Source organism: Sodalis sp. C49, from assembly GCF_046352915.1.
Lineage (GTDB): Bacteria > Pseudomonadota > Gammaproteobacteria > Enterobacterales > Enterobacteriaceae > Acerihabitans.
On the sequence record NZ_CP163303.1, the window covers coordinates 2,180,098 to 2,205,680 of the forward strand.

Genomic DNA, 25,583 nt, shown 5'->3' on the forward strand with positions numbered 1-25,583 from the left:
GTCCTCCTGCAGATTATGATAATGGGTAAGGAAAGAGTTCCGTCGGCGTAAGGCAACGTGACGTCAGTCCCTGCTCAAAAAGCTCAGCGGCAAAGTCCGCCACCATCCGCTGGTTGGCGTCAAAACCGTTTCGATTCCAGTCCGCCGGCAGGTCGCGTGCGGTACGCGCCAGATCGTCCATCAGCCAGGGCGTGGTATCGGCATACTTGACCCGCTTGTCGTGCCACAGACGGGCCGACTGCGTAATGATATCGCTCAGCGCCTGGGGCAGCTCCGGATGGGCTTGCGCCAGTGCCGGCTTGATGCCCAGCACATGGATTCCCGGGATATACCCCACCGCGTTAAAATAATCGAGTTCCGCCTGGCGGAAATCCTCCTGCAACTGGCGCAGATCCGAGGCGGGGGAAAAAAATCCGTTCGGCATAAAGGGAGTGAATACCGCGTCCAGCTCCCCCGCCCGTAATAAGGTCAGCAGCGGCCGCTCCCCGGGCGCGGCCTCGATACGCCCCGCGCGGCCGAAGCCGGCCAGGCGGTCGACCACCGGATGATCGTCTGTCAAGCGGCCCACATACCAGGTGGCGTCATCGATACCCACCCCTTCCCGGCGCAGTAGGGTACGAGTCCAGGTATTGCCGGAATCCTGCCAGCCGGTCAGCCCGATACGTTTGCCGCGCAGTTGCCCGAGGGTGGTCAGCGGGCTGGTCTTGGTGGTGATGATGCAGCGTTGCCGGAACCCGCGCATCAGGAAGTGCGGCAGCGCCAGCAGGGAGTTATCGCCGCGGGCGACCGCCTGGGCATACCGGCTGAACGAGACTTCGCCGGCGTCAAAGTCGGCGCTGGTGGCGATGGAGTCCACCAGCGTGCCCACGCGATGGATTTCCAGGGAAAAACCTTGCGGCCTGAGATCGCCCAATGCCAGGGGAGTAAAATAATCCCAATCCCTGACCGCCAGCCTGATAGTGTATGCCACGTTGTTCCCCCATGCCGGCGTGCTTTCTTTTACCGGACATTAACAGTTGTAGACCATTTTGGTTTCGATTGATTAATTTCGATACTAAAACCACTTTGTTCAATGTACAATGTTAACTTTGTTACTGTACAAAGTTTATTCTTATGGATAATGCTCTTGAGGCCGGCTGGCTGGCCGAACGCATCCAGGATCGGACGATTAAAGGTATTGCGCTGGCGACCGCGGCGCTTATCGGCAGCGGCGCCATTGCCGTAGGCGTACAGCTGCCGGCGGTGCGCGAACTTGCCGGCCTGCTGGATGTCAGTCCGGCAACCGTATCCGCCGCCTGGGGGCAGCTGCGGCGGCAAAAAGTCATCGCCGGCGCCGGGCGCAACGGCGTATGGGTGTGCGGCAATATCGTCACGCCGCGGCCGGTGCGGTTCGAGGCCATCGGCAATTTCGGCGACAATATCATGGCCGACCTGACCCTGGCCGCGCCCGATCCGGCCTATTTGCCGGATCTGCGCGAGGCGCTGCTGCGCGGCGGGAGGGCGATAAACCTCAACAGCTACCGGCGCGAACCGATAAGCCAGGTATTGCAACAGGCCATCGCGCCGCGCTGGCCCTATCCCGCCGAGGCCTACCTCGCGGCGGACGGCGGTTTTGACGCCATGTACCAAACATTGCAAACCCTGATTATGCCCGGCGCCACGGTGGCGATTGAAGATCCCACCGCCACGCGGTTGCTGGATATGCTGGATAATGTGGGCGCGGACATTATCGCCGTCCCCTGCGATGGGCAAGGCCCTACCCCCGCGGGGCTTGAGGCGGCGCTCAGGCGTAGTCCGGTAGCTTTTATCTACCAACCGCGCACCCATTCCACAACCGGCCATACGGTTAGCCGGCAGCGCGCCGACGATATGGCGCATTTACTGCGCGCCTGCGCGACGCTGATAATTGAGGATGACGGCATCGGCGAGCTGTCCGCGCATCCGGTCCACAGCCTGGGCAATATTTACCCGCAGCGTACCGTGCATGTACGTTCATTTTCCAAAGCCTATGGCCCGGATTTGCGGCTGGCGGTTATCTCCGCTTCCAGTGATATCATCCGGCGTATTCAGTCGGTACGTAACTTCGGCGCCAGCTGGACCAGCAGGATATTGCAGGAAGCGGTGGCCTGGATGATGGCAGATGGCATGACCCAGCAGACGCTTGCCGCCGCCCGGCATTGTTATGCCCAGCGCCGCCGGGCGCTGTTGCGCGCGCTTGCGCAGCGTGGGGTGGTGTTGCCGGATCGGGACGGGCTGAGCATCCAGATCCCGGTGCCGTCGGAGCAATATGCCCTGGTGACGTTGGCGGCTCACGGTATCGCGGTGATGCCCGGCAAACGGCATAGTATCGGACCCAGCCGCTTTATCCGGGTATCGACGTCCCTGCTGGAAGCCGATCGGGTCGAGCTGGTGGCCGATGCCATCCAGTTGGCCTGCCGCCATGGCGACGACAATACTGTTCAGTAAAGGAAAGTAATGTATAATCGCGCCAGGAGATGACATTCCTCCTTTAACCGCCGTTTTTGGCTGATGATGTCTACGTTTACCTGCTCGGGTTGGGGGACGTAGTCATTGTGTTCGCCCTGCTGAGTTTTTCATTCCTTAAATTAATTAAAAAGGTTCTTATGTTTACCCTTTTATCAGCCGTGTTTATTGGTGGGGGGATCGGCAGCGTATTGCGCTGGTGGCTCAGCCTGAAGCTCAGCGGCAGCGGTTTTGCCATTCCTGTCGGCACCTTGGCGGTTAACCTGGTCGGCGCCTTTATCATCGGCCTGTTTATGGCGTTGTTTCTCCGTCTCACTCATATCGACCCGTTCTGGAAACTGTTTATCACCACCGGCTTTTGCGGCGGCCTGACCACTTTTTCTACCTTTTCGGCGGAAGTGGTTACCCTGATGATGACCGGGCAGATGCTTTGGGCGGGGGTGAATATTCTGCTGAATCTGGTCGGTTCGCTTGCCATGACGTTGTTGGCGGTGGGATTGGTGAATCTGTTCGGCCCGCCGGTGCCGTTATAAGGTGGCACACTCTCCCTTTGACACGCTCGTTGCAGGATTTGTGTTAGCGGGCATACCGTGCCATGGGGCGCTCGGTCGGGCGAAAACCCCACGCCCGATTCGACCCCATCGGCACGCTCTCCCTTTGACACGCTCGTTGCAGGATTTGTGTTAGCGGGCCTACCGCGCCATGGGGCCTCGGTCGGGCGAAAAAACACGCCCGATTCAACCCCATTGGCACGCTCTCCCTTGAACACGCCTGCATTGCGTTCGGTGTTGGCGGGCATACCGTGCCATGGGGCGCTCGGTCGGGCGAAAACCCCACGCCCGATTCGACCCCATTGGCACGCGCTCCCTTGAACACGGCTGCATTGCGTTCGGTGTTGGCGGGCCTACCGTGCCATGGGGCGCTCCCTTGAACACGCCTGCATTGCGTTCGGTGTTGGCGGGCCTACCGTGCCATGGGGCGCTCGGTCGGGCGAAAAAACACGCCCGATTCAACCCCATTGGCACGCTCTCCCTTGAACACGCCTGCATTGCGTTCGGTGTTGGCGGGCATACCGTGCCATGGGGCGCTCGGTCGGGCGAAAACCCCACGCCCGATTCGGCCCCATCGGCACGCTTTCCCTTTAACACCTTGTCGCTAAGTTCGGCGATTACGGGATTTCAGGCATAAAAAAAACCCGCATTAAGCGGGTTTTTCAGAATACTGGCTATCTTAAATAGCTGTAACGTCAGCAGCCGATGGGCCTTTGGCGCCGTTAGTGATTTCAAATTCAACGCGTTGGCCTTCGGCCAGCGTTTTGAAACCATTACTCTGGATGGCGGAGAAATGAACAAACACATCTTTACTGCCATCTTCAGGAGTAATGAAACCGAATCCTTTAGATTCATTGAACCACTTAACGCTACCTTTAATCTTAGACATCAAACTTACCTTTCAATAAATGATAGACACAAACTCTGTGTCGGGTAGTAGTACAGCAAGTGGCAAGCCCTTTGTCCAGCTTAAGATCGCTAAAACGTGACAAGAAATAGTAAAATAAGATTTTAACCAGGCATCAGCCTGCTATTGCATATTATAGACTAGGGAAACCGCCGTCTTGGTATCGGTGTGTTTCGGCGCGCTATCCGGCGTGGTGCTGTTATAAGTGACATCATAGGTCATCTTCAACGCAAAATGGCTATTGATGGCCACGCTCAGCCCGGTTTCGGAATTCGCCGTGATATCCTCGTTACCAAGAATGGAAACGCCCTGGATAAATTGCGTGCTGTCGGTCAGCTGATAAGCATAAGATGCCGCACCGTAGGCCAATGCCTTGGTCTGGCGACCGCCGCCCTGGAATTCATCGTGCCTTACGCCGGGACCCGCTTCCAACCGCAGGTGGCTGACCGGTCCGTTCAAGACCTGCCGGCCGTAACCCGCGGTCAGGGTTGAACGCGAGCGATAACCGTTGAAACGATCGCTTAACCAGCTGCCCTGCGTAAACAGGAAATTATCATCATCCAAATTATGACGCGCACGCGCACCGGCCTGATACTTTTCCGAAGAGCGTTCATCATCGGTTGAGTTATTTGCCGCTTCGGCCCAGATACTGTAGGCATTGGTCGGCTGGAACCAGGTCATGGTGCTGCTTGCCGCCAGTGAAGAGCTGGTGGAGTTGCCGGACTGCGCGTTGTAGCCGGCTTGAAGATTGCCGTCGAAACTTTTTTTCGCAGTGGAAGGATCGTCCAGCGCGGTAAAGATATCCGTATCAGCAAAAGTCGAAAAACTAGCCAGGGACATTCCCAGGATAGTCAGAAGCCATACTGCCCGAGAGCGGCCATTGCGTAACATAATTTACCTATCAAATGATTTTGAGGTTTTTAAACCAGCGAGTAACGAAAGGCTGATAGTGTAACGAATCGACACGGCAGGTGTACTGGTAATTTTTTGTAATATTGGTAACAAAAATTAATACACCGCGGTTTTCTTATCACCCGCCTACGGGTCCCCAGCCGGGATAAACACAAAAAAACGAGTCTTTTCAGCGTACTTATAAAATAAATTTTAGTATTTTGGCACTGATTTCGCACTCATGGCGCTTACAATGGATCCGGACTATATTTTAGGATTAATCCTAAAAGAAGCCATCTCACTGTCGCCGCAGCATAATGTCGTCAACACCGTCTTCTCGGCAACAATTATCGCTTTTGCTCTACAAAAATTAACTTTTAAGCAACAAATAAATTGCGCTTATCATCGTCATCCAGAATAGCGCGCTGAATAGGAAAACCATTGCCCAGGCCCTATAGTGCGTAATATGCATTTTCGCGGATCCATGAACTCATGATATTAAAGCCGCTAGTATAAGAACATCCGCAGGGCGCGATGGCAGGATAAAAGAGGTGAATTGGCGTTATTTCAAACGATCGGCCTGCGTCACCGGCCGGGAGGCAAAACTGACGCCGTGCCCGGCCACGCCGCACTTATATATAGAGGGACAATTCGCCCAACGGACGCGTCTTAAAGCGACGGTGCATCCAGAGGTATTGGTCAGGCGCGCGCATGATTTCCTGTTCGACGATTTTATTCATATAGCAGGTTGCGGCCATTTCATCGTCCAGCGGATAATTTTCCAGCTGCGGCTGGATCAGCAGACGGTACCCCTTGCCGTTCTTTTTACGGATCAGCACCACCGGCACCAGCTTCGGCTGTGCCAGCCGGGCCAGCGTATAGGTGCCGCGGGTTGTAGCCGCCTGGTCAACCGCGAAGAAAGGGGCAAAAATACTGCCGCGCGGGCCATAATCCTGATCGGGAGCAAACCAGACCGTTTCGCCCTGCTTGAGCGAATGGACCATGCCGCGTAAATCCTTGCGATCCAGCATCGCCTTGTTGGACCGCATCCTGCCCCAGGTTTGTACCAGTTCCATGGCTTTATTATTATGGGGACGGTACATGGCCATCATCGGCTGGCACAGCCCCATGGCGCGTCCGCCCAGCTCAAGGGACATAAAATGGATGCCGATGACCATAACCCCCTGGTTATGTTCGTTCGCCCGCTGCAGATTGTGCAGGCCGAAGACGTCAAACCAGCGTTTAACGCGGGCATCCGACCAGAACCAGGCCATGCCGGTTTCCATTAAGCCCATGCCGGCGGAGGTGAAATTATTGATGATAGTCCGCTCGAGCTTCTGCTTATCCATATTGGGAAAACAGAGTTCCAGGTTACGGCGCGTAATCGCGGCCCGGCGTTTCAGGAATGGCATCGATAAACGGCCAAGCCAGCCGCCCAGGGTATGCAACACCGGATAAGGCAGTTGCACCAACAGGAAAAGCACTCCCAGGCCGAACCAGGTCAGCCAGTAACGCGGGTGGAGGAGCGAAAGCGAAAATTTTTGCGGGTATGCCATTTCATTGATTCTTCATAAAGTTGTTGGGAACCCCGTTAAAGGCGCTCCATCAATCCTGGTCCTGATCGTTAAGCCATTTATCGCCGGATGCTGTCAGCGCGAAGACCTCATGGTTTATTTCTGAAGGCGGCGCGAGCGGCATTAACGGCGACCTCAAGCATCCCAACAAGCGCGCGGGCAAACCAAAAAAGGTATTTTCAGTTATCGGACATCCGCACAGGAAGTCATGATAAAAAGCACTTATTTTCTTAGGCTGCCCAGCCTAGCGATTCTGCAGATATATTACCATACGCCGGCGGCGGATTTACCAAAAATGACAATAGGTTATCTTCCCGTCCCGCCTGGCCGGACATAGTTGATAACGATTACAGGCGAAAAACCGACATTCAGGCGCCACGGTTTTCCGCCTCAGACCGTCACGGCAAACCCCCAGCCCCTACAGCGGTCCGCCTAAGATGGTATCGGCCAGGCCGGTAAGAATATTTTCCCCGGTTTCATTTTCCAGATCTTGATACCAGCGGCGGGTGGCCTGGGGATCTTTGCCATGGGTAATATCGCACCGCTTGCGGGCTTTCAGCACCAGCGACCTGACCCGTTCCACCCGCTTTTCCTGGTAGCGCAGCAGGGCATCTTCAATGCCCAGAGAATGCGTACGCAGCGCCAGCGCCAGCACCACGGCGTCTTCCATCGCCGCGCAGCCTCCTTGTCCGATGTCAGGCGTGGTGCTATGGGCCGCGTCGCCCAGCAGGGCCACCCGACCGCGCGTAAAGGTGCTGAACGGCTCGATATCATGGATTTCCACCCGGTTGACGCCCAAGGGATCCAGCTGCGTTATTAGCCGCTGCACCGGCGCGCACCAGCCGGAAAAATACTCGCGTAAATCTTCCCGCGCCCGGCCGCGCTCCTGTTCCAGCCCTTTTGGCAGCGGCACGTCAAAAAAATAATAAAAGCGCCGGCCCGCCACCGGCATCAGCGATACCCGCTTGCCCTGGCCGACAAACGTGGTCCATTGGTTAGCCGGCGCGATGTCCTCGTCGACGGCTACCAAGCCGTTCCAGTTGACGTAGCCCGCATAGCGCCGCGCCACCCGGTGGCCCAGCACATAATCCCGCGCCAGAGAGTGGGTGCCATCAGCACCGATAAGCAGATCGCCGATAGCGGCGCTGCCGTCGGCAAACCATGCCGTTACCTGGGAGCCATTATCCTCAATGCGCGTCAGGCGTTTATTGAGAAAGACGCGCTCGCGGCCGAATTCATCCAATAACATGGCTTGCAGCTCGGCACGGGCGGTGGGATACGGGAACTCACCGACGCGCTCCACCAGCGGGCGCAGGGGAAAACGGGTCAGGATTCGCCCGGTACGATAATCCGCGTATGCCATAGTGGCCATATCGCCGCCAAGGGCTTTTATCTGTGGGCCAAGACCCAAAAAATTCAGACATTTAACACCATTAGGCCAAATGGAAATGGCCGCCCCCACCGGCTTGATATCCGTGACCGCTTCATAGATTTCGGTTTGATAGCCGACATTGCGCAGCGCGATGCCCGCGCTGGCGCCCCCCATCCCCGCACCAATGATAATCGCTTTCATCGTAATGTCCTTTTATTGGCAAGCCCTCCTTCGTGGAAGCAATTTGAATGCCATTATTATATTTTATTGATTTTAAATAATTTTATTCAAATTTAAATTTTAGCCACCTCGACACGGCCCTGGTTTGCACTATGGGAGACCGTTTACGGTTGCTGGCCAGAAACCCCGGCCGGGCTGATTTTTGCACGGGCCTTTATATATACTCAGTATTTATTTATACTGAGTATATAAAATACCGACAGAGAGGTGTAACCCGCGCGTCCGCCAGGGAATCGCGCGCACGCCAGGCGACCGCACATTGCCAAAAGCGCCACAGACCTGCGTACGCAAATCCGTCTGGTGCCGCCAGTTTTTTTACCGTCAACGCATAACCAAGGCCGCTCGCCTTGCGTTTTTCCAGAGGAGTTTTTTATGAAAGCAGTGCAATTCAGCGCATACGGCGGTCCCGAAGTCCTGCAGGTGGCGGATATTGACGAACCCCACGCCGGTCCCGGCCAGGTGCGGATTGCCGTCCGGGCCGCCGGCGTCAACCCCTCGGACGGCATGAAGCTTCGGGCCGGCTGCTGGCGCGGCCGGCCTATTGCGCTGCCTTCGGGCATCGGTGTCGAGGGCGCGGGCGTGGTGGATGAAGTCGGCGAAGGCAGTACCGACGTTAGCCTTGGCGATGCCGTCTTCGGCTACGGCATTAACACGGCGGCGCAATACGCGGTTCTGACTCATTGGGCCCGCAAGCCCGACGGCCTGCCGTTCGCGCAGGCGGGTGGTTTCCCGGTGGTGGTCGAAACCGCGACGCGCATTCTTGCGCAGATTGGCGTGAAGGCCGGCGAAACGCTGCTGGTAAACGGAGCGGCCGGTGGCGTTGGTTCCGCGGTAATCCAATTCGCGCGTTACCGCGGGATCATCGTCATTGGCACCGCGAGCGCCCCGAAGCATGAATACCTGCGCGGGCTCGGCGCCGTCCCGACAACCTATGGCCCGGGCCTGGTTGAAAGAATCGGCCACATCGCGCCGGCCGGCGTCAATGCCGCACTCGATCTGGCCGGCCCGGGCATCCTTCCCACGCTTCTCGCGCTGGTCGGCGATCCTTCCCGCGTTCTTTCCATTGTTGATGCCACCGCGCCGCTGCACGGGGCGCAGGGATCTTTCGCGCCACAGAACCATCCTGAACGGGTCTTGTCCGAAGCGGCGCGGCTGTATACGGAAGGCGTGTTCCGCATGCCTCTGGATAAGACGTTCCCGCTTGAAGAAGCCGCAGACGCATATAAACGCAGCGCCGCAGGACATGCCACGGGCAAGCTGGTGATCACCCTTGGTTGAATGGCCTTAAGGAAGATGGGATGCAAAAAGGGCCGGAACCGGCGGCGCGCTGGGGTGTTGAAGCAGTGGCATTAGGGCGTGCGGGTTAAGAACCCGCACGCCGGCTGCAGCATTAGCGCGCCATAACGCCTGCATCGGCGCTATGGGAAGCCATAGCCGCTGATGACTATTTTTGCCGTCTTTCCACGCCGCTGGCCTTCTTATGGGTCTTAGCCGGCTGCGGCTTGGCGACGGCCTCATCGGCAAAGGCATAGTCGCCATCGTGATAAACCACAAAGGCCTGGCATTCAACGGTCGGCTTTTGCACGCGATGCAGCGTTAAGCGGCTGAATTTCATGACGCCGTCGTTTACGGTCACCGTGCTGTACTCGTTCTTGACATTGACGTTGTACAGATTGTCGCCGCGCCAGGTCAGCTTGCCCCGCCGCGCGATGGTGCGTTGCCATTGACGGCAATCAAGGGTGTCGCCCGACCGGGTCACGATAAAAGTGGCGATGGCGGCCGGATCGGCCAGCTCCTTTTGCGGCCCGGTGGTCATCCACACGCCGGCCACGTCCGCAGGCGCGGCGGTTTTGGCCGCAGAGGGATAGTCGGTATAACCGGCGCACCCGCTCAGGGTCAATGCCAGCAGACCCCAGACACAATTTTTCGTCATACCCATATCCTTATTAAGTCGAAGCGGAATTTTAGCATTAAAATTCGCGAAGACATAAAAAAACCCCGACAGAGTCGGGGTTCGGAATCTTTGGGTTGGGTTAGGGTTACTTGACTGCTCCGGCCTGGGCCATCATCGCTATCGCAAGAACCTTACCACAGCCTCAGCTGTATATTACAGCGCAACGACGTTAGTTGCAGACGGGCCTTTCTGGCCTTGTTCGATGTTGAACTCGACCTGTTGGCCTTCGTCCAGGGTTTTGAAATCATTGCTCTGGATTGCAGAGAAGTGAACGAACACATCTTTGCTACCGTCAGCAGGGGTGATGAAACCAAAACCTTTACCAGCATCAAACCATTTTACTGAACCGGTCATTTTATTAGACATTGTTGTTTCCTTTTAATAGGGCCGCCATAAGGCGATTGTGGTCTGCTTGTCAGGATTTACTTATGGGAGCACTAGAGAAGGAAATTCCTCGGAGATACGGTATATTGAAATATCGTCTTTACCGGAACAACTTTACTAAAATGACATTCATAAATAGGTCTGTACTACAAACCGATGACGCTATTTACACATAGTGCGATGGTGATAGCAAGCACTTTTTCTATTATTAATTTTTCAACCACTAAATGTTGCATAAATGAACATATATGCTAAATACATCGAAACGAAGCCGTGCAAATCATTAATAAGCAAGCTAAAAATAATTTATCGCACGCCACGGGATAACAGAAGGCTCGTGGCCAAACGGCCTCTTTCGCTGTGGCGGTGAACACTTTTTTTAGTTGGAAGCCTGAAGGTTGCTGCAGGATAAACAAACGCAGTAGGGACAACAGCACTGACTACCAGACCTGAAGAAGTGCCCCCGAAGGGGTAGTTCATCAGACGGCGATAATTTGATCCGCGACGATGGAATAACCGCCGTTCCACTCCATGCGTCCGGTAATGGTCAGACGTTCCCCACGTAAATGCGCCATCAGTTCCAGCGCCATGATGTCGAAGCCGACCACGGTGAGGGGATACGAGCTGCGCTTATCGCTTTCCGCCAGGATGGTCGCTTTTACCATTGGGCGGCCGGTGTTGCCTTTGATACGGCTCGGGGACTTGGTAATGACGCCTGACAACGTTGTGGTGATGGGTTTGGTGTTGGTTTCGATAGGTTGCTGATTACTCGAATTCATGACAGGTATACCTCCGCATTTTCATTTTTCGCCTGAAACGACATTCTATTTTACCTGATTACACACCGTTTGTGTGAGTGATTGTGTAAGTATCGCGCAGAATTATGCCGATAAGGCGGCTGATCCGCCGCTGCAGGGGACAAGATGAAAGCATTTACCCGTCGCCTGCACTGTGCCTGCGCATGCTGTATCCCCGCCCGGGCTGGACGAACGGACGGGGCAGGATAATTATGCACGGTATTTTTCCAGTAAGGCCAGGGCAATGGCCTCGGTTTCAGCGTCCGCCCGACCGGAAAAATTTGCGGGGCGGAAATGCATTTGGAATGCGCTGATAACCCGGATGGTTTCCTCATCGGCCTTGCCATGGAGCGGCAGGCTGTAACCGTATTTAACCAAGGCGCGCTGGATGTTAGCCACCGGCGCGTCAGCTTCCGGCGCCCTGCCCGCCAGATATTTATCCACTACGTGTTTATCTGGCCAGGCGCCGATGCCGCGCTCGGCCAGTTGGGCCCAGGGGAACAGCGGGCCGGGATCGGTTTTCCTCAGCGGTGCGATATCGCTATGCCCCACCACGTTATCGGGGCGTATCTGGTAGCGCCGGATAATATCTTCAGCCAAACGCGCCACCAGCTCGACCTGTTCGGGGGCGTAGGGATACCAGCGCTTCCCCGCGGCCGATTCGGTGAAACCCGGATTGACGATTTCGATACCGATAGAGGTATCGTTAAGATTGCTACGCCCGTTCCATTCGCTTATCCCTGCATGCCAGGCGCGCTTGTCCTCCGGCACCAGCTGCTGCGCCACCGCCTTGCCGTTGATCAGCGGGGGGGCGGACGAAACCAGATAATGCGCGCTTGCCGTGCCCCGGGTCAGCAAAGCCAGCGACGCCCCATCATCAACGGCGGTATAATGCATAACCAGATAGCGCACTCTCTCATCCTGGCTTGACGACGCGATAGACGTATCGACTCCATAACGGCCGCGATCGGTTATCCCCGCCCTGTCGGCGCAGCCGGAGAGCATCAACGCCACCGCCAGGGACCGGCCCGAGAAAGATTTTTTATTTATCACCTTGGTCTCACCTTAAAACAAAAATCTTAGCCTTCCCGTCCTTAACTCCGCCTAAACACTATTTGATATGGCCGGTTAATCCCGTTGCCAATCCCCTTGTTACTGAAGTCTCCACCCGATAAAAAAGAAGGGTGAAGCGATTATCATTGTGATAACCAATTGGGAATAAACTCCCGCAGATAGAGAAAAAATTTGACTTTATTCAGCATTAGCCACTGCCGATTTAACCTATCCACTACGGGAATATTAATTTTCACCTTGCCGCCTTTTCCTGTGAAATGTTATTAACGTTATCCCCGGCATGTTTTTTCGCACTATCCGTAACCCGCGATGGCAACGTCTTTATTATTCCAGCATAGAATGATTTTCATCATTGGCATCTTCACTTAAAAGTCATTTAAATCATAATATTACACTTTTTGGCATAGATTAAATTTCCTATGGCAGCGATAAGAAGGCGCAACAGGACTTTATGATTTGATTATTTGGCTTAAGTTAGCTTTTTTTATTTATTCTTTATACGCTGTCGCCATCATTTTTTATGACGCCAATATAAAAAATAATAATTACGATTTTCAGGCTAAAGAATTCTCACCTTAAGCCGTTAATCCTACTGGCAAGACATATTAGCCAGGCTTGATCAATTCGCCGATCAATTTTATCACCAGAACAATGATGAAGCGGCAACGATGAAAATTAACATTCTTTTTACTTTATTTCCTTTGTTGTTATCGGCATGTACCGGTGTCGGCCATTACAAAGTTGATCAGACCGCGGGAAATAAAGCGGACTTTCATTTTATCGGCATTCCCGTCCTGGCGGGGGCCATCGGCTCCAGCTTTCCCCTCACCGCGAAGTACAGCCTGACCGCCGGACATGTAGCGAAGATGATGATGGTCAAGGTAAAGGCTTACAACCCTCTGTGCGATGTGGCCATTATCTACCACGATAATACCGGACGCGCCTTGCCCAAGCTTGAGACGGCGGGCAAAGGCGATAAACTCAGACTGTATGGGTACAACGCCTATACCGCGATGCCAACCTCTTCAAGCGGCGTGTTAAAGGAATTCGGCTGGTGGGATAAACCCGGCACCAGTTGCCTGGTCGGCCTGAGCGACGCCGGCGGCGTGCCGGGAATGAGCGGCGGTCCGGTTTATGCACAGGATGGCGCGATAGTCGGGGTTTTCACCGCGACGCATCCCAAGCGGAATCAGACGATGTTCGTTCCCTACCAGGAAATTGCCGGCTGGGTCACCCGGGAAACCAAAAGTTAACGGCTATCATCGATTGCGCCACCGTACTGACACAGGCGGCGCCCCATCATTCTCCCGCCGTCTGACGCCCTTTCCTCGTTAGCGCCTACCGCCGTTATGGCCGGGAAGGGTTGCTCATTATTTAACAAAGCATTCTCACTAATTTCATAACATTTGATATGAAAAGCCTTGACGTGCACATTCCCACCCTTTAATTTCGTAACGTTAATTACGAAATTAATTTATCTCCTTATACGGAACCACAACCGGGATTTTCCCTTAACTTACAACCAAGGTGACAGCATGAGTCAATCACTCCAAGGTAAGATAGCGTTGGTCACGGGCGGCAGCACCGGAATCGGACTGGGCATTGCCAGGCAGTTTATCAATGAAGGCGCGTTTGTCTTTATCACCGCGCGCCGCCAGGCGCAGCTGGATGACGCCTTGGCCGAACTGGGTTCTAACGCCTTCGGCATCCAGGCCGACGTCGCCGACCTCGGCGCGCTTGATAACCTTTTCGCCCGCATCAAGGAACACAAGGGACACTTGGATATCGTGCTCGCTAACGCCGGCGGCGGTGAGCTACTCGGGCTGGCCGATATTACCGAAGAACACTACGATCGCACGTTCAATATCAACGTGAAAGGCGTGCTATTTACCGTACAAAAATCGTTGCCCCTGCTGGCAAAAGGCGCGTCGGTGATCCTTACCGGCTCAACCACCTCTGCTATCGGGGGGAAAAACTTTAGCGTCTATAGCGCGACAAAAGCCGCCATCCGTAATTTTGCCCGCAGCTGGATACAGGATCTGGAAGGACAGGATATCCGCGTTAACGTCTTAAGTCCCGGTCCGGTCAAAACACCGGGATTGCTGGGCCTGGTGGAGTCCGATCAGCAGCAGGCACTGGTGGACAGCTTCGCGGCGCTGGTGCCCCTGGGAAGAGTGGGACACCCGGATGAAATCGGCAAGGCGGCAGTATTCCTCGCCTCGGATGCGGCAAGTTTCGTCAATGGCGCCGAACTGTTCGTCGACGGCGGCCAGGCGCAAATCTGACACCCGCCAACACCGAACGCAATGCAAACGTGTTAAAGGGAGAGCGTGCCGATGGGGTCGAATCGGGCGTGGGGTTTTCGCCCGACCGAGCGCCCCATGGCGCGCTAGGCCCGCCAACGCCGAACGCAATGCAAACGTGTTAAAGGGAGAACGTGCCGATGGGGTCGAATCGGGCGTGGGGTTTTCGCCCGACCGAGCGTCCCATGGCGCGCTAGGCCCGCCAACGCCGAACGCAATGCAAACGTGTTAAAGGGAGAACGTGCCGATGGGGTCGAATCGGGCGTGGGGTTTTCGCCCGACCGAGCGTCCCATGGCGCGCTAGGCCCGACAACACCGAACTCAACTCAGACGTGTTCAAGGGAGAGCGTGCCGATGGGGTCGAATCGGGCGTGGGGTTTTCGCCCGACCGAGCGTCCCATGGCGCGCTAGGCCCGACAACACCGAACGCAATGCAAAGTTGTTAAAGGGAGCGCGGGTTTGCCGGCCATGCCCGCATGGCAGTATCCACCACGGCGCGAGCTTCATGCGCCGAAATACCCTCCTTGGCCTTAATGGACAAACCATACAGCACCGTGGCAAAAAAGCCGGCCAATGCGCCGGCATCTGTCTGCGCCGGGACGTCGCCCTCGGCGATACCTTGCGCGATGCGCCGGCACAGCGCGCGCTCCGTCTCCTGTCGGGCCTCGTTAACGATTTTCCGCACCGGCTCCGACGCAGCGGAACAGTTGATAACCGAGAGGGCCAGCATGCATCCCGGCGGCGTACTGGTATCGGCAATACTCTCAACCGCCTGGCTCAATATGCGTTCAACCGCCGCCCGCGCGGTCTTTTCCTTCAACGCCTCGGCCTGATACCGGGCCGGACCATCGATATAACGTGCGATAGCCTCCAGGAACAGATGCTCTTTATCGCCGAAAGCACTATAAACACTGGGCGTGGTAACCTGCATGACCTTCAGCAGCTCGGCCATGGAAGTGGACTCATATCCGCGCAGCCAGAACAGACGCATCGCCCGATCCAATACCGCCTCGCGATCAAAAGAGCGCGGCCGGCCGCGCGGCTTGCCTGCAGAGGGTTTTAAGGTTTTCATAACGATCGATTCTAAATTATCGCCGCCGCCACGGCAAGCGACAGATAACACCCGGCCCCGCGTTTAAACGCTACGGACAGCGGCATATTCGCCGCCCGGCTCCCCGGCGCCGACCGAGGCAAAATAGTGCGGCATCTCACCCGCTATTATGATCAATATCTCACAACCGTGTAATAAATAATGCTTATATAGTGGCAAGCGCTAGTATTACTCGCCGGCAACAATAATTACATAATCCTATTTATTAATTAATCTGATGCATACACAGCCATATTATCATCCTTTGTCATGGACGGGGGGCTGGCTTTTTTCGCCGTTGCCGGAACATTTTATATTAGGGATAGCACCGCAGGCGCCTGGCCATCATGACTAAAGCCAACGTCTATTATGGATAACCTATACGACGCGTGCTTTATTAAAACTATTTAATATGAATATAACCCTACGCATAATTTCGCCTATGCCGTATAAAGTCAAAAATAACAGAGGTGCATAATGACCAGAATATCACTCATCATTGCCGTCTCCCTGGCGGTCCTGAGCGGATGCGCCGCCAACCGCACCTCATCCGGCGATACCTTCACCGCCGCGCAGGCCAGGCAGGTCCATACCGTCACCTACGGCACATTAATTTCCGTACGCCCCATCACGATACAGGGCGGTAATGGCGAAAACGCCGCCGGCACCATCGGCGGCGGCGTTATCGGCGGCTTTTTAGGCAACACCATCGGCGGCGGATCGGGCCGCGGCCTGGCCACCGCCGCGGGTGCCGTAGGCGGAGCGGCGGCAGGCTCGGGGATACAAAGCGCCGCCAATCGCAGCGCGGGCGTAGAGCTTGAAATCCGCCGCGACGACGGTTCAACGATTATTGTCGCCCAGGCGCAGGGCCCCAGCCAGTTTTTTGTCGGACAGCGTGTCGCCATTGCCTCGGGCGGCGGCAGGGTCACGGTTTCACCACGCTAACCAGGCCACTGCCCCATTGCCGGGGCGATGTCGTTTTATAGGGAGTTATCATTATGCTTTTGCGCATGTTCCGCCGATGGATGGTCCGTTTGCTCATGGTTGCGGTTATTCTCGGTCTCGCTGCGTTTGCCATCAGGATCTATGAGACCGAACGCGGTCCGGAACTCCAGCTGTGGCACACCTTCGTGCCGCAGGATATGCACGCCGATGAGATTGATAAGGCGACCTGGGCCGATTATATCGCCACCGAAAATAAACTCTTCCAGTCCGTGCGGGAAAATGTAACGGATAAACTGGATATCAGCCAGCAGACACCCTTAAACCGCTATTTTTCCGGCAGCCCGATTTTCCCCGATCGGTTTGCCACTAACTGGAACCGTTCTTATATATTGATGCCGGAGGGAACGCCCAAGGGGGCGGTGGTATTGCTGCACGGCCTGACCGACACGCCTTATAGCCTGCGCCATATCGCGGAAAGCTACCGCCGGCAGGGTTTTGTGGCCATCGGCATCCGTATGCCCGCGCACGGCACGGTGCCCGGCGCGCTGACCGATGTGCGATGGGAAGACTGGATGGCGGCTACCCGCCTGGCGGTACGCCAGGCCAGGGTGCTCGGCGGCGATGCGCCGTTGCATGTCGTCGGGTTTTCCAACGGCGGCGCGCTGGCCATGAAATACGCGCTCGACGCGCTGGAGAATCCGCACCTGACGAAACCGACGCGGATCATTTTGCTATCGCCCATGATAGGCGTAACCCGTTTTGCCCGCTTCGCCGGCGTGGCGGGTTGGCCGGCCCTGTTCCCCGCGTTCGCCAAGGCGGCCTGGCTGGGTATCGTCCCCGAATTCAACCCGTTTAAATATAACTCTTTTCCGGTCAATGGCGGCCGGCAATCCTTTGAGCTGACACGCGCGCTACAGCAGCAGATCACCCAGGACGCCGCGAATAACCGCCTGGACGCCTTGCCGCCTATCTTGGCTTTCCAGTCGGTAATGGATTCTACCGTCAGCACCCGCGCCGTGATTACCGCGCTGTTTGAGCATCTGCCGGCGAACGGCAGTGAAGTGGTGCTGTTCGATTTGAACCAGGCAGAAAGCTTCGGTCCCTTGCTGCGCACCTCCTCCTACCTGGCGCTGTCGCGCCTGTTACCGCCGCCGCCGCGCCGCTATACCACCACCATTGTCACCAATGTCTCCTCCGATAGCCTTGATACGCTAGCACGCACTACGCTCGCCGGCCAGACGGAAGAGTCGACCGAGCTGTTGGGCATTCAGTATCCGGCGGATATTTTTTCCCTCTCGCACGTGGCGCTGCCCTTCCCGATGAACGATTCGCTCTACGGGCGCTTTCCGCAGCCAAAGGATCAATATGGCATCAGTCTGGGCGCGTTTGCCGCCCGCGGCGAAAGGGCGGTGCTGGTAGTAGGTTTGGACTCCTTAATGCGGCTCGCGTCCAATCCCTTTTATCCCTATATGTTGAAAAGGATTAACGCCAAAATTGTTATGGACGCGCAATAAAACCGATTAGCGCGAAGCTTATTCCCTTTTACCTGATCGGCGCCCGCGGCAGGCGAACAGTTTTTATTGGTAATAACCGCAAGCCAGCGTTTATTTATCGGTAAGTTTAACGTTCTCTTTATAACCAGTGAAATGAAATAGTGAAGTGTGAATAGCATCTCGATTTCCAAAAATATAACTTATGAATTAATGAGTGTGGAAATAATGTCAAATAAACAATATGTGGTGTTGTTTAATATCGCTGCGTTTCTGTCCACCGCCATGACGATATTGCCGTTATCGGCCGCGCCGCCTCCGGCTGTTACCATCGCGATTATTGAGCAACGGGCGCCGCAGCGCGTCCATTATTACCTGGGGCGCATCGAGGCCATCCAAGCGGTGGATGTGTTGACCCGCACCGAAGGGTTTATCGCCCGCAGGGAGTTCGCCGACGGACAATTGGTCACGGCTGGCGAAGTCTTATTCGAGATCGATCCCGCCCTGCACCAGGCCTCGGTCGCGCAGGCCCAGGCCCAAGTGGACAGCGCCAATGCCGGCGCGCGGCACGCCCAGGTCAATCTGACGCGGATACAGCGCCTGGGGGAACAGCGATCCGTAAGCCGCGCGGATGTTGATACGGCGGTGGCGCAGCGGGACACCGCCAACGCGGCGCTGTCACAGGCGCAGGCTACCCTGCGTATGCAGGAGCTGCAGCTCGGCTTTACCCGCATCCTTGCGCCCATCGGCGGGCGCATCGGCCACAGTCATTTCAATACCGGCAGCCTTATCAACCCGGCGAGCGGTGCGCTGGCGCATATCGTCCAGCTTGACCCCATTCGGGTGGCGGTAGCCATCAATGAACGTGACTATATCACCGTTGCCTACCGGCATACCGGCGACGCCGACGATCTGTCCGCCAGCGGTTATACCCCCCGCCTGCAATTGGCCAATGGACAGGAGTATACGGAACCCGGGGTTTTTGAATCGGTGGATAACCAGATTGACAGCCAGACCGGCACCATCACCGTGCGGGCGCGTTTTGCCAATCCCCGTCATCTGCTGCTGCCCGGGGGCGTGGTCAACGTTGCGCTGGTGGCCGGCCCCGCGCAGCCGGTGGTCATGGCGCCTATCGCCGCGCTACAGCAGGACCGGGAGGGTTTTTTTGTCCTGGTGGTCGACGGCCGCCAGCGGGTGGAAGTGCGCAGGGTGGTTACCGGCAGCCAGTTTGAGCAGGAATATGAGATTAAAGAAGGATTGACCGCCGGTGAACGGGTTGTCGTCGACGGCTTGCAGCGCGTACGGCCTGGCATGGAGGTCGACGCCACCCTTGCCGCCCCATCAATCGATACCTCAAGATAAGGGACGCGCCATGCTGCATTTTTTCATCCGGCGACCGAAGTTCGCTATTGTTATCGCGGTGGTGACCGCTATTGTCGGGCTAACCGCCTTAACCGTCATACCGGTAGAACAATTTCCCACTATCGCGCCGCCGGTGGTCTCGGTCAGCGCCACTTATCCCGGCGCCAGCGCCCGGGATGTGGCCGAAGCCGTGGCCTCCCCCATCGAGGCCCAGGTCAATGGCGTCAGCCATATGCTCTATATGGAATCCAACAGCGCGAATAGCGGCGGCTACCAGCTCAATATCACTTTCGCCACCGGCACCGATCCCGATATGGCGGCGGTGGAGGTGCAAAACCGCATTGCCCAGGTCAGCGCGCAGCTGCCCGCCGAAGTGAATAATAATGGCGTGACGGTACGTAAGCGCTCCTCGAATATTTTGCTGGGCGTGAACGTATTTTCGCCTATGCATAGCCATGACAATCTGTTCGTCAGTAATTTTACCAGCCTGCGTATCCGTGATGCCATCGCCCGTATCAACGGCGTCGGCGACGTGCAAATCTTCGGCGCGCGCGATTACAGTATGCGCATCTGGCTGGATCCGCAGCGCATGGAGGCGCTTAACGTCAGCGTACAGGATATCATCCAGGCCTTGCGCGATCAGAATATCCAGGCCGCCGCGGGTCAAATCGGCTCGCCGCCCATCAGCTCCGGCCAGCAGCGTACCCTGACCATCAGCGGCCAGGGACGACTGCTGGGCGCGGCGCAGTTTGCCCAGGTCATTATCCGCACCAATTCCCAGGGCGGCATGGTGCGGCTTAGCGATGTGGCGCGGGTGGACCTGGGCGCGCAGAATTACCAGGTTAACTCAGCGCTGAACTCAACGGACGCGGCCTTTATGGGCGTGTACGCCGCGCCGGGCTCCAACGCGCTGAATGTGGCCAATGCGGTCAGGACGGAAATGGCGCGGTTGGCGCACACCTTCCCGCCGGACCTGGTCTATGAAATTAAATATGACTCCACCGTCACGGTCACCGCCACCCTCGATGAGATCGTGATCTCGCTAGGGCTGACGCTGGTGGTGGTGCTGGCGGTGGTTTTTTTATTCCTGCAAAGCCTGCGTGCGACCTTTATCGTGGCGCTGACGATACCGGTGTCCTTGCTGGGCACCTTTGCCGTGCTGTTTATCTTCGGTTACTCCGCCAACACCCTCAGTTTGTTCGCCATTATCCTGGCGCTGACGGTAGTGGTGGATGACGCTATTGTGGTGGTGGAAAACGTGGAGCGCCTGATGTCGCAGGATGAAACGCTGACGCCGTCGACGGCAACCGGCCAGGCAATGATACAAATCGCCGGTCCCATCATCGCCACCACGTTGGTACTGCTGGCGGTATTTGTGCCTATCGCCGTCCTGCCCGGCATTACCGGGGAGCTATACCGGCAATTCGCCATTACGCTGTCCGCTGCAGTCATCTTGTCGAGCATCAACGCCCTCACCCTCACCCCGGCACTGTGCGCCGTCTTGCTATCACGGCGCGAACCGCCGGTAACCGGCATATTTGGCGGTTTTAATCGCGGCCTGAACGCCATTCGCGACGGTTATGTCCGCCTCGCCCGGATGACCGGGCGACACGCCGCGATCAGCGTGGTGATATTACTGACGGTGGGCGCGCTCACCTGGTTCGGCTATAGCCGCTTGCCCAGCGCTTTCCTGCCTGATGAAGACCAGGGATTTTTCTTTGTTAACGTACAGCTTCCGGACGGGGCCTCGTTGTCCCGTACGCAGCGGGTCATGGACCAGGCATATCAATTGATACGAGCGAATCCCGCCGTCGCGGATGTCATTAAAATTACCGGCTACAGCCTGCTTAGCGGCGGCGGCGCGCCCAATACCGCTTTCGCCTTCGTCTTGCTGAAACCCTGGGGCGAACGCGCGCATGTCGACCAGGTGTTGCCGACAATCCAGGCCCAGCTATCCACCCTACCCCAGGCGATGATCATGGCGTTCAATCCGCCGGCCATCAGCGGCCTGGGCAGCGCCTCCGGCTTCGATTTGCGCATTCAGGCGCTGGAAGGCCAATCACCGCAGGCGCTGGCACAGGTGGCCGGCGCCGTGATCCTGGCCGCCAACGAGGATCCCCGGCTAAGCCGGGTATTTACCACCTTCAGCGCCTCGGTGCCTGAGGTAGGCCTGAGTATAGACCGCGAGCGGGCCGCCCTGCTGCAAGTGCCGGTGAGCCGCATTTTCACCACGCTGCAAAGCGCGATGGGCGGAGTGAACGTAGGCGATTTTCCCCATAACGGCCGTATGTTTAACGTACAGTTGCAAAACGACATGGATTTTCGCCAGCGGCAGGAACAAATCGGGCAGATCAGCGTGCGCAGCGATAGCGGCGCCTTAGTGAGGCTGGCAAATCTGGTCCGTCTGAGTCCAGTACTGGGCGCGCCGTTTATCGCCAATTTTAACCAGTTTCCGGCGGTGACGGTCAACGGCTCGGCCGCGCAGGGCATAAGCTCGGGCCAGGCGATAAACGTCATGGAAAAGATTGTGCGGCAAACGCTGCCCGCGGGTTATGGCTATGCCTGGAGCGGCATGTCCTGGCAGGAACAGTATGCCGGCGGGCAGGCGGTATTTATCTACGCCGCCGCACTGGTTTTTGCCTATCTATTCTTGGTGGCGCAGTATGAAAGTTGGAGTATTCCGCTGGTAGTGATGTTATCAGTGCTGTTTGCCATGGCCGGCGCGGTGGCGGGGCTTTTTGCCATGGGCTTCGCCAACGATGTCTACGCCCAGATCGGTCTGGTGCTTTTGATCGGGCTGGCGGCGAAAAACGCCATACTGATCGTTGAGTTTTCCAAAGCCCGGCGGGAAGAAGGCGCCAGCATTTCCGACGCGGCCCTGGACGGCGCCCGCCAACGTTTTCGCGCGGTAATGATGACGGCCATTTCATTTATATTCGGCGTCATGCCGCTGGTGCTGGCAACCGGCGCCGGCGCGATGAGCCGGCGCATTATCGGGGTAACGGTTTTTAGCGGCATGCTGTTGGCCACCGCCCTCGGCATCATTATCATCCCCGCGCTCTATTGGCACATCCAACGGCTGCGCGAGTGGGTGAAAAGATAACGCAGTCTCCGGCACGCGCTTCTTTATACTAGGGTGCTTGTATGCAGCTTATCCAAAAGGTTATCTACTATTTTTTTATAAACCGGATTAAACTCCCCGGTCTCACCCTCCCTCACATCCACATTCACTTCACCAATGGTTTGATCGGTGAAAAAGAAAAAAAACTTATCATTTCGCTTCAAAAACTTGCAAGCAAAATAATAATAAGAGTTGTTGCTTTTATCATTGGTGTCTTCTAATGCGATGCGTATGGTAAAAGCGATAGACAACTCTTTCGACTTGTTTAATTCCTGGGCGTCCTTGACTAAGAACTCCTTGTTTATCCCCTCGCCGATGGCGATATAACTTCCTTCAGACCCATCAGGAAGATAAAAAAGGTTTGTTTCAATACCTAAATAATCGAGGAATCCCGGGACAAAACCGCGTAAAGCGCCATGGAGATGGTCCCAATAATGTGTTCTCGACTGAATATAGTCCTCATAGGCTTTTTGTATTGATGTGTATACGTTCATAGAGTGTCCAGATCAGCAAGGGTTGGGTCAATAGTATCATTATTCTAATGATAGCTGCTTTAACCGCCACGGCAAAACATTATCAGGGCTACATCTTCATATAAAAAATGCCCAAGGCAGGCGGCCTAGTCCTGCCGTTAAAGCCCGCTTCCACGATAGCAACTGATTTAATGCAAAAATTTATCATTTGTTGTGGTCAGAATTGCCAAAAGTAACTTCACAACCAGCAAAACCGCGTGGTGACCATTCTCACCGGCACACCTTTAACCTACATGGGCCGTTAAACGAAAGCAGTAACGCTTACAAGAAAGCGGCGCGGCTTCTTTTTACCGGGATAGAATCACTTTAATCGTTAAAAACAGCTTGTATACTTCATCCAAGAACCTACATGCGTCGCTTTAGAACGAAAACATGCATGCCAAAGGGTTGACCTGTCGGCGAAATACGATTCCACCGACACCATACTGCACTATTTTGCGAACCCAGATGTGAATTCATAAGTTGGCGAACTCATTTACTACACAGGCAATGGCTCGCATCTTCCGCCATCAAACCGCCCTACGATGCGATCCGACATGTTTTATCACGGTTTCTGGTATTACTTACTCTAATGATGAAATATTATTCAAGTATTTATCAATTTTGCCGATAGTAGTTTATTTACTTATAATTTCACTACAACCATTTGCTAAAAGAGAAAATTGCAAAAACTACGCGCACTAACATTATGCAAACATAAGAAAAATTCCATTGTTAAGTTCTAACAGAACAGATAAAATAGCTGTATTATTTAGGTCTGACATATAAGCTAAGCCGGAATGGAATTTTTTATGATCTCAACATCAATTATTGAAATGTTTTCGATGAAAAAAACATAAGGACTATAGATGTTTGTCCGAGATAAAAGGCCATTTTACGTTAATTCCTGTGTGCATCAACATAAAATATACATTCATACCAGCATCATACTACTGGTAGCATCATTATTAATAGATGCTTGCTGCATATGTTTCATATTATTTAATAAATATCACCTATACAAGAACTATTAAAAAATTATGAATCATGCAAAAATTTAATTTGCTTGATAATAATTTTATTTCATCAAGGAAATTACTCTTATGATTTCGCATAATCCAGTCACTCCATTATGCATTGATTTAGATGGTACCCTGATCAAAACAGATACCCTATATGAGTCGTTATTTTTGCTATTAAAAAAAAGACCACTATATCTATTTCTATGCTTGTTTTGGCTTTTCAAAGGCAAAGCCGCCTTTAAATATGAAATTTCAAAACGTGTCCTTCTTGATCCAACGCATTTACCCTATAATCAGAAAATAATTGATTATATTTATGCTGAAAAAAATAACGGCAGGGAAATATGGCTATGTACTGCTGCAAATGAGAAGATTGCTAACTGCATAGCCGGGCATTTGAATCTGTTCAATAGAGTTATAGCCAGTAATAAAAAGAAAAATATTTCTGCGAAAAATAAAGCTAACAGTATACTTTCGTTTACCCAAGGGAAGGGTTTCGATTATGCAGGTAACTCCAAAGAAGACATTAGCGTATGGGAAAAGGCCGATCATGCTATTCTCGTTGATTTGCCTAAAAAATTCGTTAAGAATGTTAAAATTCCAATTTTATTAGATTATCGTAGTGAAAACAGAGTATTAAGTTCTTGGCTCAAGGAATTAAGGGTTCACCAGTGGGCTAAAAATTTCTTGATTTTCGTTCCTTTTTTGGCTGCACATCAATTAGGGAATGCTGAGACTATCATTAACTGTATTATAGCATTTATTGCGTTTAGTTTATGTGCCTCAAGTGTTTACTTATTAAATGACTTGTTGGACTTAAGTGCAGATAGGGCTCACAAAAAGAAAAAATATAGACCATTGGCATCAGGTGATATATCTATACTTCATGGTTGCATTGGAGCAGTATTATTTCTTACAGTCTCCTTTTTAATTGGCATGACGCTACCTACGAATTTTTTGTGGGTACTTATTTCTTATTATATTATCACTATTTCCTATTCATTTTATTTTAAAACAAAAACCGTGATTGATGTAACGACCCTAGCTTTACTTTATTCACTACGGGTCATAGCCGGTGCCGCCGCCACAGGTATTTTCCTCTCAAATTGGTTGCTTTCTTTTTCAATGTTCCTATTTTTTAGTTTGGCCGTAGTCAAACGAGTAGTGGAACTTAAAGATTCAAACGACTCAGAAGAAAAATTAAAAGGAAGAGGATATTATCCCTCTGATTTACCAATACTTTTAGCAGCAGGAATATCATCTGGCTATATTTCCATACATATTTTTGTGCTTTACATTGATAGTTTTGCCAGCTCAAAGCTCTATAGCAACTCAAATTTATTATACCTTATTGCACCAATTTTATTTATATGGCTAACAAGGATATGGATCTTAACATGGCGAAACGCTATGAACGAAGATCCCGTGGCTTTTGCGATAAAAGATCGTGCAAGTCAATTAATGTGTGTGTTAATATTGTTAATTATTATATCGGCGACATGGTTGTGAT

Annotated in this window: 21 protein-coding genes and 1 riboswitch; of the genes, 10 read left to right on the forward strand and 11 right to left on the reverse strand. The window is 54.2% G+C overall.

Going from position 1 to position 25,583, the window contains the following annotated elements; all coding sequences use genetic code 11:
* Window positions 1-13: 13 nt before the first annotated feature.
* Window positions 14-970 carry a nitrate ABC transporter substrate-binding protein gene (locus ABUK12_RS09910; RefSeq protein ID WP_410016111.1) on the reverse strand — a complete coding sequence of 319 codons (957 nt, stop codon included), beginning with the start codon at window positions 968-970 and terminating at the stop codon, window positions 14-16.
* 143 nt (window positions 971-1,113) lie between these two features.
* Here ABUK12_RS09910 and ABUK12_RS09915 point away from each other — a divergent pair, with 143 nt between their 5' ends.
* A complete protein-coding gene (locus ABUK12_RS09915) occupies window positions 1,114-2,466 on the forward strand; it encodes an aminotransferase class I/II-fold pyridoxal phosphate-dependent enzyme (RefSeq protein WP_410016112.1) in 1,353 nt (450 codons plus the stop codon).
* A 16-nt stretch (window positions 2,467-2,482) separates the two neighbouring features.
* Window positions 2,483-2,546, forward strand: a riboswitch (Fluoride riboswitch).
* 78 nt (window positions 2,547-2,624) lie between these two features.
* Complete coding sequence (crcB, locus tag ABUK12_RS09920; protein ID WP_410016113.1) at window positions 2,625-3,017, forward strand: fluoride efflux transporter CrcB; 393 nt, start codon at window positions 2,625-2,627, stop codon at window positions 3,015-3,017.
* 697 nt (window positions 3,018-3,714) lie between these two features.
* Here crcB and cspE read toward each other — a convergent pair.
* From cspE to hpxO, 4 genes are all read right to left on the reverse strand, one after another.
* On the reverse strand, window positions 3,715-3,924 hold the full coding sequence (gene cspE / locus ABUK12_RS09925; RefSeq protein ID WP_331118480.1) for a transcription antiterminator/RNA stability regulator CspE: 210 nt from the start codon (window positions 3,922-3,924) through the stop codon (window positions 3,715-3,717).
* Between the two features lie 141 nt (window positions 3,925-4,065).
* The gene (locus ABUK12_RS09930; RefSeq protein ID WP_410016114.1) at window positions 4,066-4,833 is read right to left on the reverse strand and encodes a YdiY family protein; all 768 of its coding nucleotides are present in this window, start codon (window positions 4,831-4,833) and stop codon (window positions 4,066-4,068) included.
* Between the two features lie 632 nt (window positions 4,834-5,465).
* Window positions 5,466-6,389, reverse strand: a complete 924-nt coding sequence (gene lpxP / locus ABUK12_RS09935) for a kdo(2)-lipid IV(A) palmitoleoyltransferase (RefSeq protein WP_410016115.1) — start codon at window positions 6,387-6,389, stop codon at window positions 5,466-5,468.
* A gap of 436 nt (window positions 6,390-6,825) precedes the next feature.
* The gene (gene hpxO, locus ABUK12_RS09940) at window positions 6,826-7,980 is read right to left on the reverse strand and encodes an FAD-dependent urate hydroxylase HpxO (protein ID WP_410016116.1); all 1,155 of its coding nucleotides are present in this window, start codon (window positions 7,978-7,980) and stop codon (window positions 6,826-6,828) included.
* A gap of 411 nt (window positions 7,981-8,391) precedes the next feature.
* On the opposite strand from hpxO, the gene ABUK12_RS09945 reads away from it, so the two are divergent.
* Window positions 8,392-9,297, forward strand: a complete 906-nt coding sequence (locus tag ABUK12_RS09945; RefSeq protein WP_410016117.1) for an NADP-dependent oxidoreductase — start codon at window positions 8,392-8,394, stop codon at window positions 9,295-9,297.
* Between the two features lie 166 nt (window positions 9,298-9,463).
* Here the strand turns inward: ABUK12_RS09945 and ABUK12_RS09950 are convergent, their stop codons facing one another.
* The 4 genes from ABUK12_RS09950 to ABUK12_RS09965 all read right to left on the reverse strand — a co-directional run bounded on the left by ABUK12_RS09950 (window position 9,464) and on the right by ABUK12_RS09965 (window position 12,159).
* A complete protein-coding gene (locus ABUK12_RS09950; RefSeq protein WP_410016118.1) occupies window positions 9,464-9,952 on the reverse strand; it encodes a hypothetical protein in 489 nt (162 codons plus the stop codon).
* A 174-nt stretch (window positions 9,953-10,126) separates the two neighbouring features.
* Entirely contained in the window at window positions 10,127-10,339 is a 213-nt protein-coding gene (cspA, locus tag ABUK12_RS09955; RefSeq protein ID WP_131864725.1) for an RNA chaperone/antiterminator CspA, read from the reverse strand.
* 497 nt (window positions 10,340-10,836) lie between these two features.
* Window positions 10,837-11,136: a hypothetical protein gene (locus tag ABUK12_RS09960; protein WP_410016119.1), complete on the reverse strand. Its 300-nt coding sequence runs from the start codon at window positions 11,134-11,136 to the stop codon at window positions 10,837-10,839.
* Window positions 11,137-11,364: 228 nt separating this feature from the next.
* A complete protein-coding gene (locus tag ABUK12_RS09965; protein ID WP_410016602.1) occupies window positions 11,365-12,159 on the reverse strand; it encodes an N-acetylmuramoyl-L-alanine amidase in 795 nt (264 codons plus the stop codon).
* Between the two features lie 737 nt (window positions 12,160-12,896).
* On the opposite strand from ABUK12_RS09965, the gene ABUK12_RS09970 reads away from it, so the two are divergent.
* The gene (locus ABUK12_RS09970) at window positions 12,897-13,481 is read left to right on the forward strand and encodes a trypsin-like peptidase domain-containing protein (protein WP_410016120.1); all 585 of its coding nucleotides are present in this window, start codon (window positions 12,897-12,899) and stop codon (window positions 13,479-13,481) included.
* A gap of 282 nt (window positions 13,482-13,763) precedes the next feature.
* Window positions 13,764-14,513 (forward strand): SDR family oxidoreductase, encoded by a 750-nt coding sequence (locus tag ABUK12_RS09975; RefSeq protein WP_410016121.1) that lies wholly within the window; start codon window positions 13,764-13,766, stop codon window positions 14,511-14,513.
* Between the two features lie 460 nt (window positions 14,514-14,973).
* Here the strand turns inward: ABUK12_RS09975 and ABUK12_RS09980 are convergent, their stop codons facing one another.
* The gene (locus tag ABUK12_RS09980; protein WP_410016122.1) at window positions 14,974-15,603 is read right to left on the reverse strand and encodes a TetR/AcrR family transcriptional regulator; all 630 of its coding nucleotides are present in this window, start codon (window positions 15,601-15,603) and stop codon (window positions 14,974-14,976) included.
* A 495-nt stretch (window positions 15,604-16,098) separates the two neighbouring features.
* Here ABUK12_RS09980 and ABUK12_RS09985 point away from each other — a divergent pair, with 495 nt between their 5' ends.
* The 4 genes from ABUK12_RS09985 (at window position 16,099) to ABUK12_RS10000 (ending at window position 22,521) form a co-directional block, all read left to right on the forward strand.
* A complete protein-coding gene (locus ABUK12_RS09985) occupies window positions 16,099-16,566 on the forward strand; it encodes a glycine zipper 2TM domain-containing protein (RefSeq protein ID WP_410016123.1) in 468 nt (155 codons plus the stop codon).
* An 80-nt stretch (window positions 16,567-16,646) separates the two neighbouring features.
* A complete protein-coding gene (locus tag ABUK12_RS09990) occupies window positions 16,647-18,080 on the forward strand; it encodes an alpha/beta hydrolase (protein WP_410016603.1) in 1,434 nt (477 codons plus the stop codon).
* Between the two features lie 261 nt (window positions 18,081-18,341).
* Complete coding sequence (locus ABUK12_RS09995) at window positions 18,342-19,418, forward strand: efflux RND transporter periplasmic adaptor subunit (RefSeq protein WP_410016604.1); 1,077 nt, start codon at window positions 18,342-18,344, stop codon at window positions 19,416-19,418.
* Between the two features lie 10 nt (window positions 19,419-19,428).
* Window positions 19,429-22,521, forward strand: a complete 3,093-nt coding sequence (locus tag ABUK12_RS10000) for an efflux RND transporter permease subunit (protein ID WP_410016124.1) — start codon at window positions 19,429-19,431, stop codon at window positions 22,519-22,521.
* Between the two features lie 23 nt (window positions 22,522-22,544).
* On the opposite strand, the gene ABUK12_RS10005 is transcribed toward ABUK12_RS10000, so the two are convergent.
* Window positions 22,545-23,033 (reverse strand): hypothetical protein, encoded by a 489-nt coding sequence (locus ABUK12_RS10005; protein ID WP_410016125.1) that lies wholly within the window; start codon window positions 23,031-23,033, stop codon window positions 22,545-22,547.
* A 1,121-nt stretch (window positions 23,034-24,154) separates the two neighbouring features.
* Here ABUK12_RS10005 and ABUK12_RS10010 point away from each other — a divergent pair.
* Window positions 24,155-25,582 (forward strand): UbiA family prenyltransferase, encoded by a 1,428-nt coding sequence (locus ABUK12_RS10010; RefSeq protein ID WP_410016126.1) that lies wholly within the window; start codon window positions 24,155-24,157, stop codon window positions 25,580-25,582.
* The last annotated feature ends 1 nt before the right edge of the window (window position 25,583 follow it).

Coding starts and splice junctions, on each gene's coding strand:
- ABUK12_RS09915 (WP_410016112.1), top strand. CDS start 1,114: ATGGATAATGCTCTTGAGGCCGGCTGGCTGGCCGAACGCATCCAGGAT.
- crcB (WP_410016113.1), top strand. CDS start 2,625: ATGTTTACCCTTTTATCAGCCGTGTTTATTGGTGGGGGGATCGGCAGC.
- cspE (WP_331118480.1), bottom strand. CDS start 3,924: ATGTCTAAGATTAAAGGTAGCGTTAAGTGGTTCAATGAATCTAAAGGA.
- ABUK12_RS09930 (WP_410016114.1), bottom strand. CDS start 4,833: ATGTTACGCAATGGCCGCTCTCGGGCAGTATGGCTTCTGACTATCCTG.
- lpxP (WP_410016115.1), bottom strand. CDS start 6,389: ATGGCATACCCGCAAAAATTTTCGCTTTCGCTCCTCCACCCGCGTTAC.
- hpxO (WP_410016116.1), bottom strand. CDS start 7,980: ATGAAAGCGATTATCATTGGTGCGGGGATGGGGGGCGCCAGCGCGGGC.
- ABUK12_RS09945 (WP_410016117.1), top strand. CDS start 8,392: ATGAAAGCAGTGCAATTCAGCGCATACGGCGGTCCCGAAGTCCTGCAG.
- ABUK12_RS09950 (WP_410016118.1), bottom strand. CDS start 9,952: ATGACGAAAAATTGTGTCTGGGGTCTGCTGGCATTGACCCTGAGCGGG.
- cspA (WP_131864725.1), bottom strand. CDS start 10,339: ATGTCTAATAAAATGACCGGTTCAGTAAAATGGTTTGATGCTGGTAAA.
- ABUK12_RS09960 (WP_410016119.1), bottom strand. CDS start 11,136: ATGAATTCGAGTAATCAGCAACCTATCGAAACCAACACCAAACCCATC.
- ABUK12_RS09965 (WP_410016602.1), bottom strand. CDS start 12,159: ATGCTCTCCGGCTGCGCCGACAGGGCGGGGATAACCGATCGCGGCCGT.
- ABUK12_RS09970 (WP_410016120.1), top strand. CDS start 12,897: ATGAAAATTAACATTCTTTTTACTTTATTTCCTTTGTTGTTATCGGCA.
- ABUK12_RS09975 (WP_410016121.1), top strand. CDS start 13,764: ATGAGTCAATCACTCCAAGGTAAGATAGCGTTGGTCACGGGCGGCAGC.
- ABUK12_RS09980 (WP_410016122.1), bottom strand. CDS start 15,603: ATGAAAACCTTAAAACCCTCTGCAGGCAAGCCGCGCGGCCGGCCGCGC.
- ABUK12_RS09985 (WP_410016123.1), top strand. CDS start 16,099: ATGACCAGAATATCACTCATCATTGCCGTCTCCCTGGCGGTCCTGAGC.
- ABUK12_RS09990 (WP_410016603.1), top strand. CDS start 16,647: ATGGTCCGTTTGCTCATGGTTGCGGTTATTCTCGGTCTCGCTGCGTTT.
- ABUK12_RS09995 (WP_410016604.1), top strand. CDS start 18,342: ATGACGATATTGCCGTTATCGGCCGCGCCGCCTCCGGCTGTTACCATC.
- ABUK12_RS10000 (WP_410016124.1), top strand. CDS start 19,429: ATGCTGCATTTTTTCATCCGGCGACCGAAGTTCGCTATTGTTATCGCG.
- ABUK12_RS10005 (WP_410016125.1), bottom strand. CDS start 23,033: ATGAACGTATACACATCAATACAAAAAGCCTATGAGGACTATATTCAG.
- ABUK12_RS10010 (WP_410016126.1), top strand. CDS start 24,155: ATGATTTCGCATAATCCAGTCACTCCATTATGCATTGATTTAGATGGT.